Origin of the sequence: Caldisericum sp. (assembly GCA_022759145.1) — a bacterium.
In the GTDB taxonomy this organism is placed as follows: Bacteria; Caldisericota; Caldisericia; order Caldisericales; family Caldisericaceae; genus Caldisericum.
The window spans coordinates 1-16,645 of the sequence record JAEMPV010000072.1; the positions used below are offsets into that span (position 1 = coordinate 1).

The 16,645-nt window shown below is 36.8% G+C and carries 16 protein-coding genes and 2 tRNA genes; 11 read left to right on the plus strand and 7 right to left on the minus strand.

Annotated elements, in window-relative coordinates:
• The 4 genes from JHC30_05190 to JHC30_05205 form a co-directional block, all read right to left on the minus strand.
• Positions 1-398 (minus strand): OsmC family protein (locus JHC30_05190; protein ID MCI4463549.1); only part of this gene is annotated, 398 nt, incomplete at its 3' end.
• Between the two features lie 84 nt (positions 399-482).
• Positions 483-1,958 carry a pyridoxal-phosphate dependent enzyme gene (locus JHC30_05195; GenBank protein MCI4463550.1) on the minus strand — a complete coding sequence of 492 codons (1,476 nt, stop codon included), beginning with the start codon at positions 1,956-1,958 and terminating at the stop codon, positions 483-485.
• A gap of 9 nt (positions 1,959-1,967) precedes the next feature.
• Complete coding sequence (locus JHC30_05200; GenBank protein ID MCI4463551.1) at positions 1,968-2,795, minus strand: histidinol-phosphatase HisJ family protein; 828 nt, start codon at positions 2,793-2,795, stop codon at positions 1,968-1,970.
• 11 nt (positions 2,796-2,806) lie between these two features.
• Positions 2,807-3,088 carry a hypothetical protein gene (locus JHC30_05205; GenBank protein ID MCI4463552.1) on the minus strand — a complete coding sequence of 94 codons (282 nt, stop codon included), beginning with the start codon at positions 3,086-3,088 and terminating at the stop codon, positions 2,807-2,809.
• A gap of 374 nt (positions 3,089-3,462) precedes the next feature.
• On the opposite strand from JHC30_05205, the gene pepV reads away from it, so the two are divergent.
• The 10 genes from pepV (at position 3,463) to JHC30_05255 (ending at position 11,671) form a co-directional block, all read left to right on the plus strand.
• Positions 3,463-4,791, plus strand: coding sequence for a dipeptidase PepV (gene pepV, locus JHC30_05210; GenBank protein MCI4463553.1), 1,329 nt, complete (start codon positions 3,463-3,465; stop codon positions 4,789-4,791).
• Entirely contained in the window at positions 4,781-5,632 is an 852-nt protein-coding gene (locus JHC30_05215; GenBank protein MCI4463554.1) for a hypothetical protein, read from the plus strand. The genes pepV and JHC30_05215 overlap by 11 nt, the downstream gene beginning before the upstream one ends.
• 385 nt (positions 5,633-6,017) lie before the next feature.
• The gene (locus JHC30_05220) at positions 6,018-6,422 is read left to right on the plus strand and encodes a DUF948 domain-containing protein (protein MCI4463555.1); all 405 of its coding nucleotides are present in this window, start codon (positions 6,018-6,020) and stop codon (positions 6,420-6,422) included.
• The gene (locus tag JHC30_05225) at positions 6,403-6,672 is read left to right on the plus strand and encodes a YtxH domain-containing protein (GenBank protein MCI4463556.1); all 270 of its coding nucleotides are present in this window, start codon (positions 6,403-6,405) and stop codon (positions 6,670-6,672) included. The genes JHC30_05220 and JHC30_05225 overlap by 20 nt, the downstream gene beginning before the upstream one ends.
• A 48-nt stretch (positions 6,673-6,720) precedes the next feature.
• Positions 6,721-6,794, plus strand: a tRNA-Gln gene (locus JHC30_05230).
• 3 nt (positions 6,795-6,797) lie between these two features.
• Positions 6,798-6,872 (plus strand) — tRNA-Glu (locus JHC30_05235).
• Positions 6,873-6,914: 42 nt separating this feature from the next.
• A complete protein-coding gene (gene ychF / locus JHC30_05240) occupies positions 6,915-7,955 on the plus strand; it encodes a redox-regulated ATPase YchF (GenBank protein ID MCI4463557.1) in 1,041 nt (346 codons plus the stop codon).
• The gene (locus tag JHC30_05245; protein MCI4463558.1) at positions 7,952-9,175 is read left to right on the plus strand and encodes an HD domain-containing protein; all 1,224 of its coding nucleotides are present in this window, start codon (positions 7,952-7,954) and stop codon (positions 9,173-9,175) included. Before ychF ends, JHC30_05245 begins: the two co-directional genes overlap by 4 nt.
• Positions 9,162-10,706 (plus strand): GGDEF domain-containing protein, encoded by a 1,545-nt coding sequence (locus JHC30_05250; protein MCI4463559.1) that lies wholly within the window; start codon positions 9,162-9,164, stop codon positions 10,704-10,706. The genes JHC30_05245 and JHC30_05250 overlap by 14 nt, the downstream gene beginning before the upstream one ends.
• Entirely contained in the window at positions 10,703-11,671 is a 969-nt protein-coding gene (locus JHC30_05255; protein ID MCI4463560.1) for a GGDEF domain-containing protein, read from the plus strand. Before JHC30_05250 ends, JHC30_05255 begins: the two co-directional genes overlap by 4 nt.
• Here JHC30_05255 and JHC30_05260 read toward each other — a convergent pair.
• The 3 genes from JHC30_05260 to JHC30_05270 are packed head-to-tail and all read right to left on the minus strand — an operon-like array spanning position 11,668 to position 15,308.
• Positions 11,668-13,314 carry a hypothetical protein gene (locus tag JHC30_05260; GenBank protein MCI4463561.1) on the minus strand — a complete coding sequence of 549 codons (1,647 nt, stop codon included), beginning with the start codon at positions 13,312-13,314 and terminating at the stop codon, positions 11,668-11,670. The two genes, JHC30_05255 and JHC30_05260, sit on opposite strands and share 4 nt — an antisense overlap.
• Positions 13,315-14,592 carry an ABC transporter permease gene (locus JHC30_05265; GenBank protein MCI4463562.1) on the minus strand — a complete coding sequence of 426 codons (1,278 nt, stop codon included), beginning with the start codon at positions 14,590-14,592 and terminating at the stop codon, positions 13,315-13,317.
• Positions 14,589-15,308 (minus strand): ABC transporter ATP-binding protein, encoded by a 720-nt coding sequence (locus JHC30_05270; GenBank protein MCI4463563.1) that lies wholly within the window; start codon positions 15,306-15,308, stop codon positions 14,589-14,591. Before JHC30_05270 ends, JHC30_05265 begins: the two co-directional genes overlap by 4 nt.
• Before the next feature lie 95 nt (positions 15,309-15,403).
• Here JHC30_05270 and JHC30_05275 point away from each other — a divergent pair, with 95 nt between their 5' ends.
• On the plus strand, positions 15,404-16,603 hold the full coding sequence (locus JHC30_05275; protein ID MCI4463564.1) for a pyridoxal phosphate-dependent aminotransferase family protein: 1,200 nt from the start codon (positions 15,404-15,406) through the stop codon (positions 16,601-16,603).
• Positions 16,604-16,645 lie beyond the last annotated feature (42 nt).

Below are 16,645 nucleotides of genomic sequence, written 5' to 3' on the forward strand. Positions count from 1 at the left end.
GTTATTTCTGCTGCCTTTGAAAGCATTGCCTGTGCAGAGCAGTATTTTGTTTTTGAAAGTTCAATTGCCGTTACGAATTTATCCTCAGGGACATCACCATAAACAATATATTTGATATGAATTTTTGTATAGACCTTTGGATGCTCATCTGCCTTTTCTGCTTCAATTTCAATTCTGAAATCCCTATAAGGAACCTTCATCTTATCAAGAATTGAAATGACATCCTGCCCTGTGCAACCCGCAAGTCCCATAAGGAGCAACTCCATTGGTCTTGGACCTGCCTCATGTCCATTAAATTTCTCTGGTCCATCCATAACAACCCAATTGTTAGAATTTGCCCTTGCAATTACTGTAAGCCCATACGCTTGCTTTAATTCTACTTTTACTTTCTCACCCATTTTTTACCTCCAAATAAATTATTACTTTTCAAATTATAAATAAAAAATAGGGGAGCGTCAAGTGCTCCCCCAAACTTCCGAAAACTATCGATACTTCTTAATAAGTCCTACTTTTTCATTAAATTCCTTTATATACTCGTCCCACTTTTTGTAAGACTCAAGCCTTTCAATGAAGTAGTTATCGTTATACCACTGCTCGTTTAATTCCTCGACAGTCTTGCCCTGCTGTTCAACCCAGGTAAAGTATTTCAGGTTATGCATTCTCTTCTTATCGTAGTAGTTCATTTCAATCATCCAGTCGGTTGTGATGCCCATAAGGTATCTTTCGAAGTCTTTTGCTGCTTCCATCTCGCTATATTCGCCATACTGCTCTCTTAATTCCTGGATTCTTGATTGGTAAAGTTCCATTGAGTCAGTTGCAACTGTGAAAATAACATCGTGCTCGGTCATCTCGTAGTATTTTGCCATCTTTATTGCACCAACAATGTTTGCAATTGATGAAATACCAAGAAGATCAAGTTTATCAACAAGTTCTGCCGGGACAAACTTCTTAAGATATTTCCTTCCTTCAGGCTCATTAAATAGCCTCAAAAGATGCATTGTATATTCATCATCAATGTCGACAACCATATCGAGGTTCTTTACATCAATAACCCACGGGACATGCTTATCGCCAATACCTTCAATCCTGTGCGCGCCATACCCATTGTATAGAAGTGTTGGACACTGGAGGGCTTCACCTGCACCAATCTTAATTCTTGGGAATCTTTGCCTCAGATAGTTTCCAGAGCCAAGTGTTCCACCCGAACCCTGTGTTAAGAAGAGAGCAGTAAATCTATCTCCTTCTCTCTTATTTTGCTCAAAAACTTCTTCCATTGCAGGACCAGTTACTGCATAGTGCCAAACAGGGTTTCCAAATTCCTCAAACTGGTTAAGGACAACAACTTCATCTGGGTACTTTTGCTTTAATTCTTTGGTCTTATCGAATACTTCCTTTACATTGCTTTCAACGCCAGGTGTTGCATAAATTTCTGCACCGATGCTCTTGAGCCACTCAAAACGCTCTTTTGACATTCCTTCAGGAAGGACTGCAATTGCCTTGCATCCAAGTAGTGCTGAGTTAAAGGCGCCGCCTCTGCAGTAGTTTCCTGTGGATGGCCACAATGCCTTGTGCCTTGTTGGGTCAAATTCACCTCTAACAAGTTTTTCAACAAGTGGCCCAAATGTTGCACCTACCTTATGTGCTCCAGTTGGGAAGAACTTACCTAAAAGGATAAAAATCCTTGCCTTTACACCAGTAAGTTCCTTTGGAAGTTCAAGATAGTTTACACCATCAAATCCACCGCCAAATTTTACAGGCTCGTTTTTCCAGGTAATTCTAAAAAGATTTCTTGGATGAAGGTCCCACAAGCCGATGTTTTTTAATTCCTGCTTAATCCCCTCGGGTATTTTTTCAGGATTTCTCATCTCTTCATAGGTGGGGATAATGATGTTCTTCTCCCTTGCTCTTTCAATTGTCCTTTGAAGGACTTCTTCATTTACAACAAATTTTTCTGCCATTTTTACCTCCTATTTTAACAAATCGCTAAGTTTAGAAACTTTTTTCTTATTTCTCATTTTATACGAAACAACATCAAAATCAAAAACCTGCACTGCAAAAAGGACTGCATCTTCCAAATATGCATTGAAATGCTTTACTGAGTGCGCATCAGAGCCCAAAGTCACTTCTCGCCCTCCCAACTTCACATAGAGTTCAAGGATTTCTTTTGAGGGATATGGCTCGTTAAAACCCTGTCTAAAGCCTGATGCATTTATTTCAATAACTTTATTCTTTTCGATAACTTTCTTCAAAATTTCAGTCAAAATGCTTTCGTATTTATCAATGTGAAAATCGCCGTAAAAATTCTTCCCATATCTTTTAATAACATCAATATGTCCAACAATATCGTAGTAGTCTGTTTCAACCAAATTCAAAACCTCTTCAAAATATCGCATATAGGCAGTATATTCATCAAGCCCTTCAAAATAACGGACTCCGTGCGGACCCGAAATTGTGTAGCCTTGAACTCTATGCACGGAGCCAATTATGTAATCAAAAGGCTTTGTAAGGACTTCTCCCTCAATTGCACCGTGGAGGTTGCTTTGATAGGTAACTTCTACTGCAAACAAAAAGTCAAATGAAGAATTTACAACTTCTTTTAGCCTCAAATACTCGCTATGCGCATTCTCAAATTTGTAGTATCCAAAATCCTTATCAAGAGGATCGAGGTCGATGTGCTCTGAAAAACCAAGGTAACTAATGCCCCTTTCCTTTGCAAGATTAACATAATTTATAGGCTCTTCTTTGGAGTCTTTCGAGTATTTCGTATGGATGTGTAAATCTTCAATTATTTTCATAACTTTATATTTTATTCAAAATCCTTAATTCTTGAAAGCCTCTCATTAATACTTTCAACTCCCTCAATCCCAATCTCCTCAAGGATTAGCCTTCGCATAACACTTTCAAACTTTTTTCTTCTTGAAATGTAGGTTGTCCTTGGAATCCCTAACTTTCTTGCAATTGTTGTATCTGTATCGTAGGGCAATCGCCTATACCTTAAAAACATATAAATCTCATACTCCTTCGGTTCCAATTTCTTTGAAACCCTGTCAAAAATAAGCCCAATTTCATATGTAAGCGCATTCTTCATAGGTTATTCCTCTTCAAAACTAATTTCTTTCGTCCTTCTTTTAATTTCTTCTTTAACTAACTTGTACATCGACCTGTTTACAATTTTCTTCATAACAAGCACAAACTCTTTTTGAGGAAGGCTCTTATACCGCTCATAATTGAGGTAATATGCAAGAAAACCTTCCTAAAAGAGGTCCTCAACAGGCATACCAAAATTCTTACCATAGTAAATCGCAAGTTTCTTTACATACTCTTTAAGTAACTCAAATCTCTCATCCATTTATGTTTATCCTCCTATTCTTAAAATATACGAAAATATTTTCGCATTATATACTATAGCAAATGTGTCGAAAAAATTCAAAAAACTGTTAAAATAACTTGAAGGAGGCAATTATGGAAAAATTTATAGATGAAAACAAGGAAAAACTCATCGAAATCACGCAGGAGATTATAAAAGTGCCAAGTGTTGAAGGAAAGCCAACACCGAATGCACCATTTGGTGAGAATGTTTTAAGGGCATTACAACTTGCACTCAAAATTTCCGAAGAGCTCGGCTTCAGGACTGTAAACATTGATAATGTTGTGGGATACGCAGAGTTTGGTGAAGGGGCTGATGTTATAAGCGTCTTAGGGCACCTCGATGTCGTTCCCGAAGGAACAGGCTGGCTTTATCCACCATATGGAGCAGAAATCCACGATGGGAAAATTTACGGGCGTGGTGCAATTGACGATAAGGGACCTACGATGGCTGCACTTTTTGGAGCATACGCACTGAAAGAGACGGGTGCGTTACTCTCTAAAAGGATAAGGATAGTTTTCGGGACAAATGAGGAAACAGGCTGGAAATGTATGGAGCACTTTAAAAATGTCGTTCATGATCCACTTGTTGGCTTTACACCAGATGCAGAGTTCCCTCTCATAAACAGGGAAAAGGGAATTCTTAATGTCACTTTAAGAAAAGACTTCACGGAGAAAAACGGAGTTGTTAAAATTACAGGTGGCAATAGACCTAATATGGTGCCAGACTTTGCAAAAGCAGAGTTCAACACAGTTGTTCGCCTTGAAAATTTAGATGAAGGTATAGAAGTAAAGGACAATGTAGTTTTCGCACACGGAAAATCTGCACATGGTGCATTACCCGAACAAGGTATTAACGCGATAGTAAAACTTGCAAACGCAATCGCACCATACATAATGCATCCAGAGGTAAAAGAGGCAATCGAATTTATAGTAAAGCATGTAGGCAATGATGTATATGGCGGTCTTATGGGCATTGCAAATGAGGATGCCTTGTCAGGAAAACTCACAATGAACCTTGGTGTTATCGAGATTAACGAATCATACGCCGAGTTAACATTCAACATCAGATACCCAATTACCGATTCATATGAGCGTATTGTCGAAGGATTTAACAAAACTGGTGCAAAATATGGATTTAGCGTAAAAGAAGTAAGAAACCAAAATCCGTTATATGTAAGCGAAGATTCGGAACTTGTGAAAACACTTCTTAAGGTTTTTGAGGAAACAACAGGAAGAAAAGGCTATACGCTTGCAATCGGCGGTGGCACCTACGCACGTGCAATGGATATGGGTGTTGCATTCGGACCTACATTTGAAGAGATGGAAAAAGTGGAACATATGGCAAATGAGTATATAGAGGTTGACCACCTTGTAAAGTTAGCAAAAATCTATGGAAGGGCGCTTCTCGAACTTGCAAAATAACTTAAAAAATAGTTTCCAGGTTGAAGTTGAGGATTTCTCCTTAGAAAAAACATTTAATTGTGGGCAGACATTTAGATTCTTTGAGATTGGCGGAAGATACTATTATCCGTATGAAAATAGCCTTATAAAAATTGAGGAGACAAACGGAAAAATATTTAAATTTGAAATCTACGGGGAGAATCTTACAAAAGAGTATGTTTTTGATATCTTTGGGCTCAACCACGACATCCAGAGAATAAACAGCGAAATAATTAAGATTGCACCTCAACTTAAAGAGGCAATCGAGTTTTCAAAGGGAATAAGGCTCATAAGAATGCCCCCATACGAAACAACCATTTCTTTTATCTTCTCAATCCAGTCGCAAATTCCTGTAATAATGTCGAGACTAAACAAACTTGCGGAATTTGGAAAGAGAGTTGTTGAGGTCGATAACGCCGAATTTTACCTTTTTCCAAAAAGAGAAGACATCCTTGAAATGCCCATAGGTGATATCAGGTCACTAAAATTGGGCTTCAGGGAAAAGTTCTTTCTAAACCTTATTAAAAACTATACAGAAGAGGATTTTGAGAAACTTCGAAATTTACCCTATGAAGAAAAAAAGAAATTTCTAACATCAATTTTAGGTGTAGGGGAAAAAGTTTCTGAGTGCATAATCCTTTTTGGGTATGGTGATTTAAGTGCTTTTCCTGTCGATACCTGGATTGAAAAAGGGCTTGAAAAAATATTTGGCGTTAAAGGAACAACAAAAAAACTTACAGAGTTTGGAAGGGCTACCTTTGGAGAATTTTCAGGTTATGCCCAGCAATATATTTATTACTATATGAGAAGTTTAATGCGTTAACGATTAGGTGACTGTAGATAAAAAGAAGGATTTGAGATTAAGGCTTTGGCATTGGATTATAATGGGATTAATGCTTCTAAACATTGCTGTTTACATTGTTTTGCCCTCTTATCAAAGAGCCCTTGCTGAAAAGGCAGTTTAATTGCTATGAAATGTAGCAGTTGAAAATATTTCATATTGTAGTAAAATATAATTGGAACTCTGGGAGGTTCGTGTTAAACTTAGCGGATTGGGGCCAACACAATAGTCTTGGGGGCGGATGCACCAGAAGGTTTGAAGCCTTCGGGCTTCCCAGAAAAGTGCTTAAGCCCCCACCTGTCCTTCGGGACTCCAGAATCTGCTAAGTCACGGCCTACCTGGGGTTCCGTTTTATAGGGAGGTAAAAATGAGCCTTACAGTTGCAGTCTGGATTATTGCAATAACTCTTCTTTTAGGTGTTGCAGGAACTTTTATATTTCTTTTGGGTTTCCAAAGAGATATTACAAGGACGCTTACTGAAGTAGAAATGACTCTTAAAACGGTGGAGAAAAATATTGATATGCTTTCCGAAGAACTTCACAAAACTCTTAAGAACACAACGGGCATAACAGAAGAAACCAAAAACCTCATAAAAAATGTTAATACCATTACAAGTTTAAATGCAATATTTCAGCCACTAACTCAAATAGGTGGTCAAAAAGATTTTGTTTCAAAAATTATTTCCATTGGGAAAATTGCAATGGGGATAGTTCAGGGTTATAATCTTTACAAAAACTTCATAGGAGGTAAAAATGAGCGAAGAGAAAGTTGAATCATTTTTTGGCGGATTCTTAGTAGGTGCATTTGTTGGATTTGTGATTGGATTACTGTACGCACCTCAATCGGGTGAAGAAACAAGAAAACTTATAAAGCAAAAAGGGATTGAGGTCACAGAGAAAGCAAAAGAAAAAGGCGGGGAATTAAAGGAAGTAGTCACAAGCAAAGTTGAGGAAGTTAAGGAAAAGGGTAAGGAACTTTTAAAGAAAAAGGGCGTTGAAATTCAAGAAGAGGAAACTAAGTAGGAAAACCTCTTGAAAAATTTTTCTAATTCCTTATAATGTATTTCGCACTGGGAAGTCGTCTAATGGTAGGACAGGGGACTCTGGATCCTCTAATGATGGTTCGAATCCATCCTTCCCAGCCAGGTGGCGTAGTAGAACAACGGTTAGTTCGGGGGGCTCTCAATCCCCAGACCAGGGTTCAACTCCCTGCTACGCTACCATTTTTTATTTTTGGAAAAATCAAAAGAGAGGTATAATAAAATATGAAAGTTGCAATTATAGGACTTCCACAAACTGGTAAAACAACTCTATTCAAGGCTCTTGCTGGAAGTGGAGCGGTAACTAATGTCGATAAAGAAAATATTTCCGAAGTCAAAATCTTTGACCCAAACATATTAGAGTTATCAAATGTGTTCAAACCAAAGAAAACAACTTTTGCAACAATGACATTTGTTGACCTTCCAGGAATACCAACTGGGACAGAGCAAACAAAAAGGCGAAACGAAATTCTATCTTCAATAAGGCAATTTGATGCACTCATTACAGTCGTCGATGATTTTACAAAAGAATCTGTTGAGACCGATTTAAAGGTCTTCGAGAACGACCTAATACTCCTTGACCTTGATGTCGTGGAGAAAAGACTTGAAAAGCTAAAAAAAGAAAAAGGTACACCTGAAAAATTATTAGAGCAAAAAACCCTTGAAAAATTTAAAGAGGCACTAGACAACGAAATCCCTTTAAGAAATCTTGATTTAACGGAAGAAGAAAAACTTATAACAAAGTCTTTTGGGCTGTTTACATTAAAGCCAACACTCTATGTTGTTAACATAAGCGAAGAGAAAATTCCCCAAAGAACCTATATTAAAGAATCTCTAAAACAAAAATTCAACTATAAAGATACGGCTTTTGCGGTTATACCAGTCCTGCTTGAAGAGGAAATCGCAGAATTAAGTGAAGCCGAAAAGAAAGAGTTTTTGAGTTCATATAACCTTGAAAAAGAGGCTATAAACGAGGTTGTAGAAGAAACCTTGAATTTGCTTAAACTAAATGTGTTTTACACTGTCGGCGAGGATGAAGTTAGAGCATGGCTTTTTGAAAGAGGGCTTAACGCAAAGAAAGTTGCAGGAGTTATACACTCCGACATTGAACGTGGATTTATCGCAGCAGAAGTAATATCTTACGAGGATTTTAAGGGCGTTAATTTCTCCTTTAAGGAGGCAAAAGCAAAGGGGCTTTTAAGGATAGAGGGTGCAAATTATATCGTGAAAGACAAAGAAATAGTGCACTTCAGGTTTAATGTATGAACACTTTTTATAGCACTTCAATTGTATTGTTAACTGTTTTAGTAGGCACAATTATTGCCCTCATAATTCAAAATCTTACTCTGAAAGAGCGTTTGGAGAAACAGCAAAAAATTCTATCCTCAGCACAGACTCTTTCAAGAAGGATGTATGAACTTGGCGACAAGGAAGAGTTCTTTAAAGAAACCTGGTCAATTCTAAAGTACATAACCAATGCAGATGAGTTCACTTACTTTCGATTTGATGGAATAGATACTCTTATACCTGAGTGTGTTTATGGGGTTTATAAAGAGCAAATACTTAACACCAAGCTTAAATTAGGACAAGGTTTTTCCGGGAAGGTTGCCCTGGAAAGAACACCAAGCTTCCTCAACAACGCAAACAAAAGTAGTATATCTGTCCATGTTCCAGGCACACCTAACGAAGATTCAGCACTTCTTGGGCTACCTGTAATTTTCGGAACGGAACTTTACGGCGTTATTCTTCTTACAAAACTCGGTGGTGCACAATTCACAAGCGAGGAGTTAAAGATTGCAGAAATATTTACAAATATACTCTCTGCATTTATTGCAGGACGTGCTCATATATCAACGATAAGAAGTGGATTACTTGACGCTCTAAAAACTCTTATAGCGGCAGTAGAACTAAAAGATACTTATACTGCAGGACATTCCCTTAGAGTCTCGTTAATTTCAGAAATCTTAGCAAAGGAAATTGGTTTGCCTCAAAAAGAAGTTTCCAAATGTAGAATTGGCGGATTGCTACATGATATAGGAAAGATTGGCTTAAGAGAAGAAATACTTAAAAACGGAATCCCTCTAACAGATGAATTAAGGATTGATGTGCGCAAGCACCCAGAACTTGGATATGAATTAGTAAGGAAGATGAAAGTCCTGGAAGGGGTTGCAGAAGTTGTCCTCTACCACCACGAGTGGTACAATGGCAAAGGCTACCCAAAGGGACTAAAAGACGGAGAGATTCCGATATGTGCTCGCATTGTTCATGTTGCAGATGCAATTGATGCGATGACATCAGGAAGATTGCACTCTTCAAGGAAGACAATTGACGAAGCATTCGAAGAACTTGTTAGATTTGCAGGAATACAGTTTGATCCAAAAATAGTAAGAATTGCGCTAAGTTCAAGAGAACAAATAGAGCAAGTTTTAAAAGAACAAATACAAAAAACGATTTTAGAGGATGAAGAGTTATTTGAAGTTTTGTAGAGTTTTAAGCTTTGTTTCTTCGGTGATTGTACTTGCAATACTAATCCACCTATTTATTGTAATTGTAACAAACCTTGATAAATCAATTGTTTTACAAAATTATATTATTGAAACATTCGCTATTGCTCTAATCTTTTTTGTGCTTGTTGAATTATCTCTAAAGAAAGTAGAAAAACTTGAGCAGGATTACAAAAATGAGTTCATAAAAAGCAAGGTATCTTTCGAATTAATAGAAAAGGAAAGTTTCAAAGATATAATAAATACGCTCTTAGGTTACCTAAAAGAAAAATATAAAACTCCTGTTGCAGTTTTTTTAAAGAGTAGCGATTATGTTTTGCCAATTGAAAATAGTACTTTTAATATCGACGACATAGTGAGTGTTATAAACAATAAAAAAAGATCAATTGTAGAAAAACTTGATGATGCTGAATGTATTTTTGTAATACCGCACGATAATGAAGATTTGATAAAAGATTTGAAAGAAGAATTGAAAAACTTCTGGACACTAATTGAAAACAAATTTATAATCGAAGAGAACAAGAAAAACATTGAAAAACAGAAAGAATATATAAATCGTTTTGATGAACTTGTAGAATATACAGCAAAAATAAGTAATACGCTTGTCCTTGAAGAAACTTATATGTGGATTATAAAAGCCTCAATGTCTCTATTCAGTGCAGATTTTGTAAATTTAATAGACACTTCAAAAGGCAAAGGCTTCTACAATTTCGTTGGGTCCAAAAATCTCGACCTTATGGAAATATCTGAGATAGAGAATAGTATAAATACGCCGTACTTTGGCGAACACATCGATGCAATAGTTAGAACAGGAAAGATAAACTACATCCCGAATACGGACGAGTTTCCTGGATGGGCTTACGGCAAATACAGCCCTAAGTCATGGATAGGCATACCCCTTTTAAACCTTGAAGAGAAGGTTTTTGTAGTCATTAATATTGGAAAAAATGTAAAAGATTATTATAAAGAAGAGGATATGAAATTTGCTGAGATATTCCAAAAGAACATTAATATAGCGCTTACAAAGAACCTCCTTTTGGAAAGATACAGAATGGATTCAATAACCGACCCTCTTACAAAACTATACAACAGGAGAGAGTTTGAAGAAAGGCTTTTATATGAAATAACACAAGCACAAAGATACAAAACAAAATTTACCCTACTTCTTATGGACCTTGACAAGTTTAAGAGTTTAAATGATACATATGGCCATCCTGTTGGAGATATATTTCTTAGGGAATTTGCAAATGTTATAAGAAATTCAATAAGGGCATCAGATATCGCCTTTAGAATTGGGGGAGATGAATTTGCAGTTATCTTATCGCATGCAGACAGAACAAAGGCAAAACAAATTGCAACCCGTATAAAAAACAACACCGCTAAAATTAATTTAGGGGTAGATTTCAAACCAAGCGTTTCAATAGGCATAAAAGAATATGAAGGAGAAGATAGAAACGAATTAATAAAGGAGTGCGATAAACTTCTGTATTTAGAAAAACCGAAAAAAGTATGAAAAGGATTGAGGATATTTTAAAAGCAATAAGCGAAGTTGAAGAGTGCCTCACAATCGAAGAAGCCCTTTGGAAAATTGCAAGTTTAGCATTGATTTTATTTGATGCAAAATCCGCAACCATAATTGATGTTTCAAACAAGCCTTACCACTTCGTTGTGCTTAAAAACATAGATAATAAAGCAGCAAGTGAATTTGAAGAAGCCTTAAGAAAAGGTATTGACGGGGAAAACCTTGAAATTGTGAAAGACTCAAAAAAGCCGCTAATTTTAGACGATACCTTTAAGTATGACTTCTGGCTTAAAGTCGGAAACTCGCCACGCTCCTGGATAGGTATACCAATAATGGCTGAAAATGAAGTTCATTATATTCTTAATATTGATAACTACGAGCCTTTTTACTATAACGAAAGTCATATGGAACTTGCAGAAATATTCTCGAAATATACAACAGAAGCAATAAATAAAATTGGGCTCATTGAACAATTCTTTAAAACCGCAACCATAGACAAACTTACAGAAGTAGAGACACGGCAACAACTATTTGATATATTAGAAAAGAATATCGATAGATACAAAAGATACAATACCAGATTCACCTGTCTTATGCTTGATCTTGATAAATTTAAGTATATTAACGACACTTTTGGTCATGATGTAGGCGACACTGCATTGAAGAGTTTTGCAAAAGTCCTCAAAGAAAACTTGCGACAATCGGACCATATTTTTAGATTTGGTGGCGATGAATTCATAATAAAACTTGAAGAAGCAAGTGAAAATGAAGGGCTCTCTATTGCAAAAAGGTTAAAGGAACTAATCTCAAATGTTGAAATTGATGGAGGTTTTAAACTCTCAACTTCTATTGGGATAAAGGAATACAAGGGTGAGCAACTTGAGGAATTCCTTAAAAAACTTGATATAGCACTATACGAAGCAAAGAAAAGTAAAGAGGGTATTGTTTTAGGCTAATCAATCCTTACTATCCCTTTAATATCAACCTTTTTACTTGCATCATCCCATAAAACAGACATATTAAGCGCTTCCATAACGAATCTCAAAGGGACATATGTTCTTGAGTTTTCGATAAAGGGTGCAACATCCATAGAAAAAGTCTTCCCATTGAGTATGTAATCATTGCTTCCAATTTTAAGCCTGATATAATTATCGCCTATAACTACCTCTTTGTCATTTGGAATGTATGAAACGCTAAAGCCGAGAGCCTCAGTCAAAAACCTTACGGGGACAAATGTCCTTGAGTCTTTTAAAACGGTAGGTACATCCATCGTATAAGTTTTGTCATTTACAATGTAAGTATTATAGCCTACAGTAAAGGTTATCGTATAAGACTTATAAAAATGATTCACGATAACTTCACTTTTTGCAGGAGGTATAAAAGTGTCAGTGAATGTTAAAGTAGATGTCCATGTTTTCGATAGGCTATTTTTGATTGTATAGGAAACGCTTTCTCCAACTTTCAACGGGCTTTCTAATGTTATATCTCCCATAGCAAACAACGGGTGTCTAAAGAGAACAACTCCAGATGAGTTAAGATAAGAATAGTATATCTCAAGTTCAGTATCGCTATAGGAAATTTTGTCTGGATTCACTCCTATAAAGATATCAAGGTTCCCGTTTGTAAGTTCTTTAATCCTTTTAGCGACAACTTCTGCATAGTCAGGTGTCTCTTCGAGGCTTGAAAGGTAAACCATTGGTATTACAAAATCAAGAATACCTTTGAATGTGTCTCCAAAATAGGCAAAGTTAACCCTCTCATAGGCGTAAGACTTTTTTATGGATGGTGCATCTCCAATAAGAGCATATCTATAGCCACGAGAAACAAGGAATGCGCCAAATTTTAAATTGGGGTTTATAGAAACAGCAAATGCCTTCAACTCTCCTGCAACATCCTTTAAGACGCTCTCCCTTAGATTTACCCAATTTACAATGTCTTTGTCGCCTTGTTCGTAAAGAGTAAACATTGTTTTCCAATCGGCAGGCTTAATAAATGTTTTGTAGGCAATGCTTTTCACATAGTCCATATTTATGCCATTTGCCTTGCCTAACGAGACAAATGCATCCGAAAAGTCATAACTTCCGTTTGGATATCTTATATAGTCAAAAACAATTCCATCAACATCGTATTGGAGCAGTTCCTTTAAGAACAATTTTATATAGTTTATGTAGTTTTTCGAAAGAAGGCTTACATAATATGTATTCTTTTCGTATCCAAGATTCCCCATTAAATCTTTCGGGTTTTTGGTTGCATAATTTTTATCCATCATCACAGGAAAATATGCATAAACTTTAAGGTTGTATTTTCTTGCGCTCTCTATTATTTGAGGGAGGGAGGGAACAAGCACCGGGAAATCGTTTGACTTAAAAATAACGCTTCCCTCCGGCGTCTTTGCAAGGACGAAAATCGCATTATATCCATATTCTTTGATCTCTTTTAGTGCCTTGTCAACACCAATCTTCGACAAATCATCAGCCCTCACGCAAATGCCTTTAAGTTTGTTTAAAGTTGGAATTGAGGAGTTTGTGGCATCACCTTTTGCCAAAGGGACTTTTAAAATAAGCACAAAAAGTAAAACTAAAACAATAACCTTTTTCATCTATCGACTAAAAAACCTAATGCGATTTTTTCTAACCCTTGTTGTAAAAATCCTATCAGATGAGACAATCCTTGTTGCAATAACAATCGAAATCGCCGAGAAGAGAAGCAAATACAATGCACCAATATAAACAATTGATACACTTCCAAAGAGAACTTTTTGAGACGCAATAAACGGGTAAGAAAACGGAATAAGATATACAATCACTTTTATGGGGAGGCTTAAGGTGTCAATGTTTGTAAAAAGCGAAAGAAAATAAGGAATCATTATGAGAATCATAAGAGGCGTAAGATACATCTGTGCAGACTTCGTGTCCTCTGCAAAGACTGCAAGGATGCTTGCAAGGGCAAGGGACGCAACAATCGTAAGGAAAAGTAAAAGCCCAATGTAAAAATACTGCACGGGCGTATAGACAAGCCCAAGCGCTTTAAGGATTGAAGAACCCTGGGCACTTGAAAACTCACCCATTGAAATTCCGTTGAAGTAACTTCGCATACCAATAAGATAGAAAACCGATATTATCAAAGCCATAATAGATGAAGCAAGCATCTTGGAAAGAATTATAAATGGTCGTTTTACAGGCACAGTCATAAGTGTTTCAAAAGTCTTATTTTCCTTTTCACTTGCAATAAGGCTTACTATCATTTGAGATGCAAATATGATAACAAAAGCAAGAATGATGGGAATGAAAATAACCTGGGACATAAGCAAATTCGAAACCATTTCAGGGGAAGCCTCGCCAATTTTTCCGTTTACCACAACATATTCTTTAAGGATAATTGGATTTTTGATTATCGAAGGGTCTATATTTGTAAAATTCTTTATATACATATTCGACAGAGTATCGGATACAGCCGATACAACGCTTTTTACCTTTTGAGGACCTGCGATAGAAACTATTGAAATGCCTTTTATTACTGAATATATTTTGAGTTCTGGTTGCTTAAACGATTTTATGCTCGCTTCAAAGCCAAGTGGCACTTCAATAATGACATCGATGTTCTTTGTTTTTGCAATTGTTATGGGATCGACAATACCACCATAATATACTTCTGGTATGGAAACTGCCTTCAAATTCTCAATAAACTGTGTTGAAGTTGCACTTTTATCATAGTCAACCACAAGCACTGGCTGTGGCGATGATGCCTTTTTCGTTTCTGTTTGCATCACATTGCCAATAAAAGAGTAAAAGATAACAACAATCACAAGTGGGACAAGAAGTTGTGGTGTAATTATTTCCTTTATGTCCTTCTTTAGCAAATTAAGAAAGTTTTTCATTGGACTTCCCCCATAAATACCTCTTCAAGGTTTCTTGCATTGTATTTTGATTTTAGCGCTTCAGGTGTCCCGATGTCGAGAATATGCCCTTTGTCTATAAGGGCAACCCTGTCAGAAAGAAATTCAACTTCAAGCATGTTATGTGAGGAAAGTAAGACTGTAACGCCTCTTTTAACGAAGTCTTTTATCATATTTCGAATTTCTACAGAATTTACAACATCAAGCCCGGATGTTGGTTCATCAAGGATTGCGAGTTTCGGAAGGTGCATAAGTGCTCGTGCTAAAAGAAGTTTTCTTGTCATACCTTTGCTGTATGTTGAAACCTTGTCTTTTATACGTTCACCAAGAGAAGCAATCTCAATACCTCTTTCAAGAATTTCATCAAAGTCTTTCTTGCTCTTTGCATAAAATCCTGCCATAAATTGAAGGTAACCGATGCCTGTAAGCGACTTATAAGCACCCGCCTCCTCTGGAAGATAACTTATAATACTTCGTATGTGTTCGTCATCTTTTCCAAGTTCATAATCAAAAATACGAACTGTGCCATTATCTTTTTTAATAATTGTAGAAAGAATCCTCAAAGTAGTTGTTTTACCTGCACCATTCGGACCGATAAGCCCAAATATTTCGCCTTCGTTAACCTCAAAATTAATTCCATCTACTGCATTCACTTCGCCATATCGTTTTGTGAGGTTTCGAACGATAACTGCTTCCATTTGCAATCTCCTTTCGAATAATTATATAAGAAAAGTTTCAAAAACTCAAATTTGTAAAAGTTCGTAAAAAGTATAAAATAACTTGAGGTGATAATATGGACTTATTTGAGAAATGCTACAACTACAAAGAAGGAAGTGCGCTTTACGATGCAAAAGTTGCAGAAGAGCAAGGACTTTATCCGTTCTTCCTTCCCTTCGAAGAGACAGAAGGGACTGAGGTTGTTTACAAAGGAAGAAGAATTATTATGCTTGGCTCGAATAATTATCTCGGGCTTACGCACCATCCAAAAGTAAAAGAGGCTGCAAAAAAGGCCATTGATGAATATGGGACCTCTGCAACTGGTTCAAGATTCATGAATGGCACTTTAAAAATACACAGAGAACTTGAAGATGCACTTTCTGAATTCCTGCATAAAGAGGCAGTCCTTGTATTCTCAACCGGATATCAAACCAATTTAGGAACAATATCTGCACTTCTTTCGCCAAAGGATTACGCTGTAATGGATAAGGAAGACCACGCTTCTATTGTTGACGGATGGAACCTGTCGCATGCAAAATTTGTAAGATTTGAACACAACAATATGGAAAGCCTTGAAAAAGCGCTATCAAAAATACCAGACGATGCCGGAAAACTTATTATCGTTGATGGCGTTTACTCAATGGCTGGAGATATTGCACCTCTTCCACAAATTATTGAATTAAAGAAAAAATACGGTGCAAGGCTTATGGTTGATGACGCACATTCAATAGGTGTTTTGGGAGAAAATGGGCGTGGGACTGCAAACTACTTTGGACTTGAGGCTGATACCGACCTTATAATGGGCACATTCAGTAAGTCATTTGCAAGTTTGGGTGGATTCATAGCAGGAGATAAAGATGTAATTAACTACATAAAGCACTATGCAAGACCATTCATATTCTCTGCTTCAATGACACCTGCTTCTGCTGCCGCTGCTCTTGCTGCTCTTAAGGTTATGCAAGAGGAGCCCGAAAGAATTGAGCACTTGTGGAGTATTGCAAATAGAATGAGAAAAGGTCTTAAGGAATTAGGCTTTGATATAGGGAACAGCAATACTCCCGTTATTCCTGTTTACATAAGGGACAAGTGGAAGACAGTAATGATGTGGAAAGAATTATTTGACCTTGGCGTGTATGTAAACCCTGTATTCCCTCCTGCAGTACAACCTAATGATTCACTTTTAAGGACAAGTTACATAGCAACGCATACAGAAGAACAAATTGATAGGGCACTATCAATCTTTGAAAAAGCGGGCAAGAAATTAGGAATAATATAAAAGCAAGATCGTCTCGGGATGACTCCGTCTACACGTGGTCAT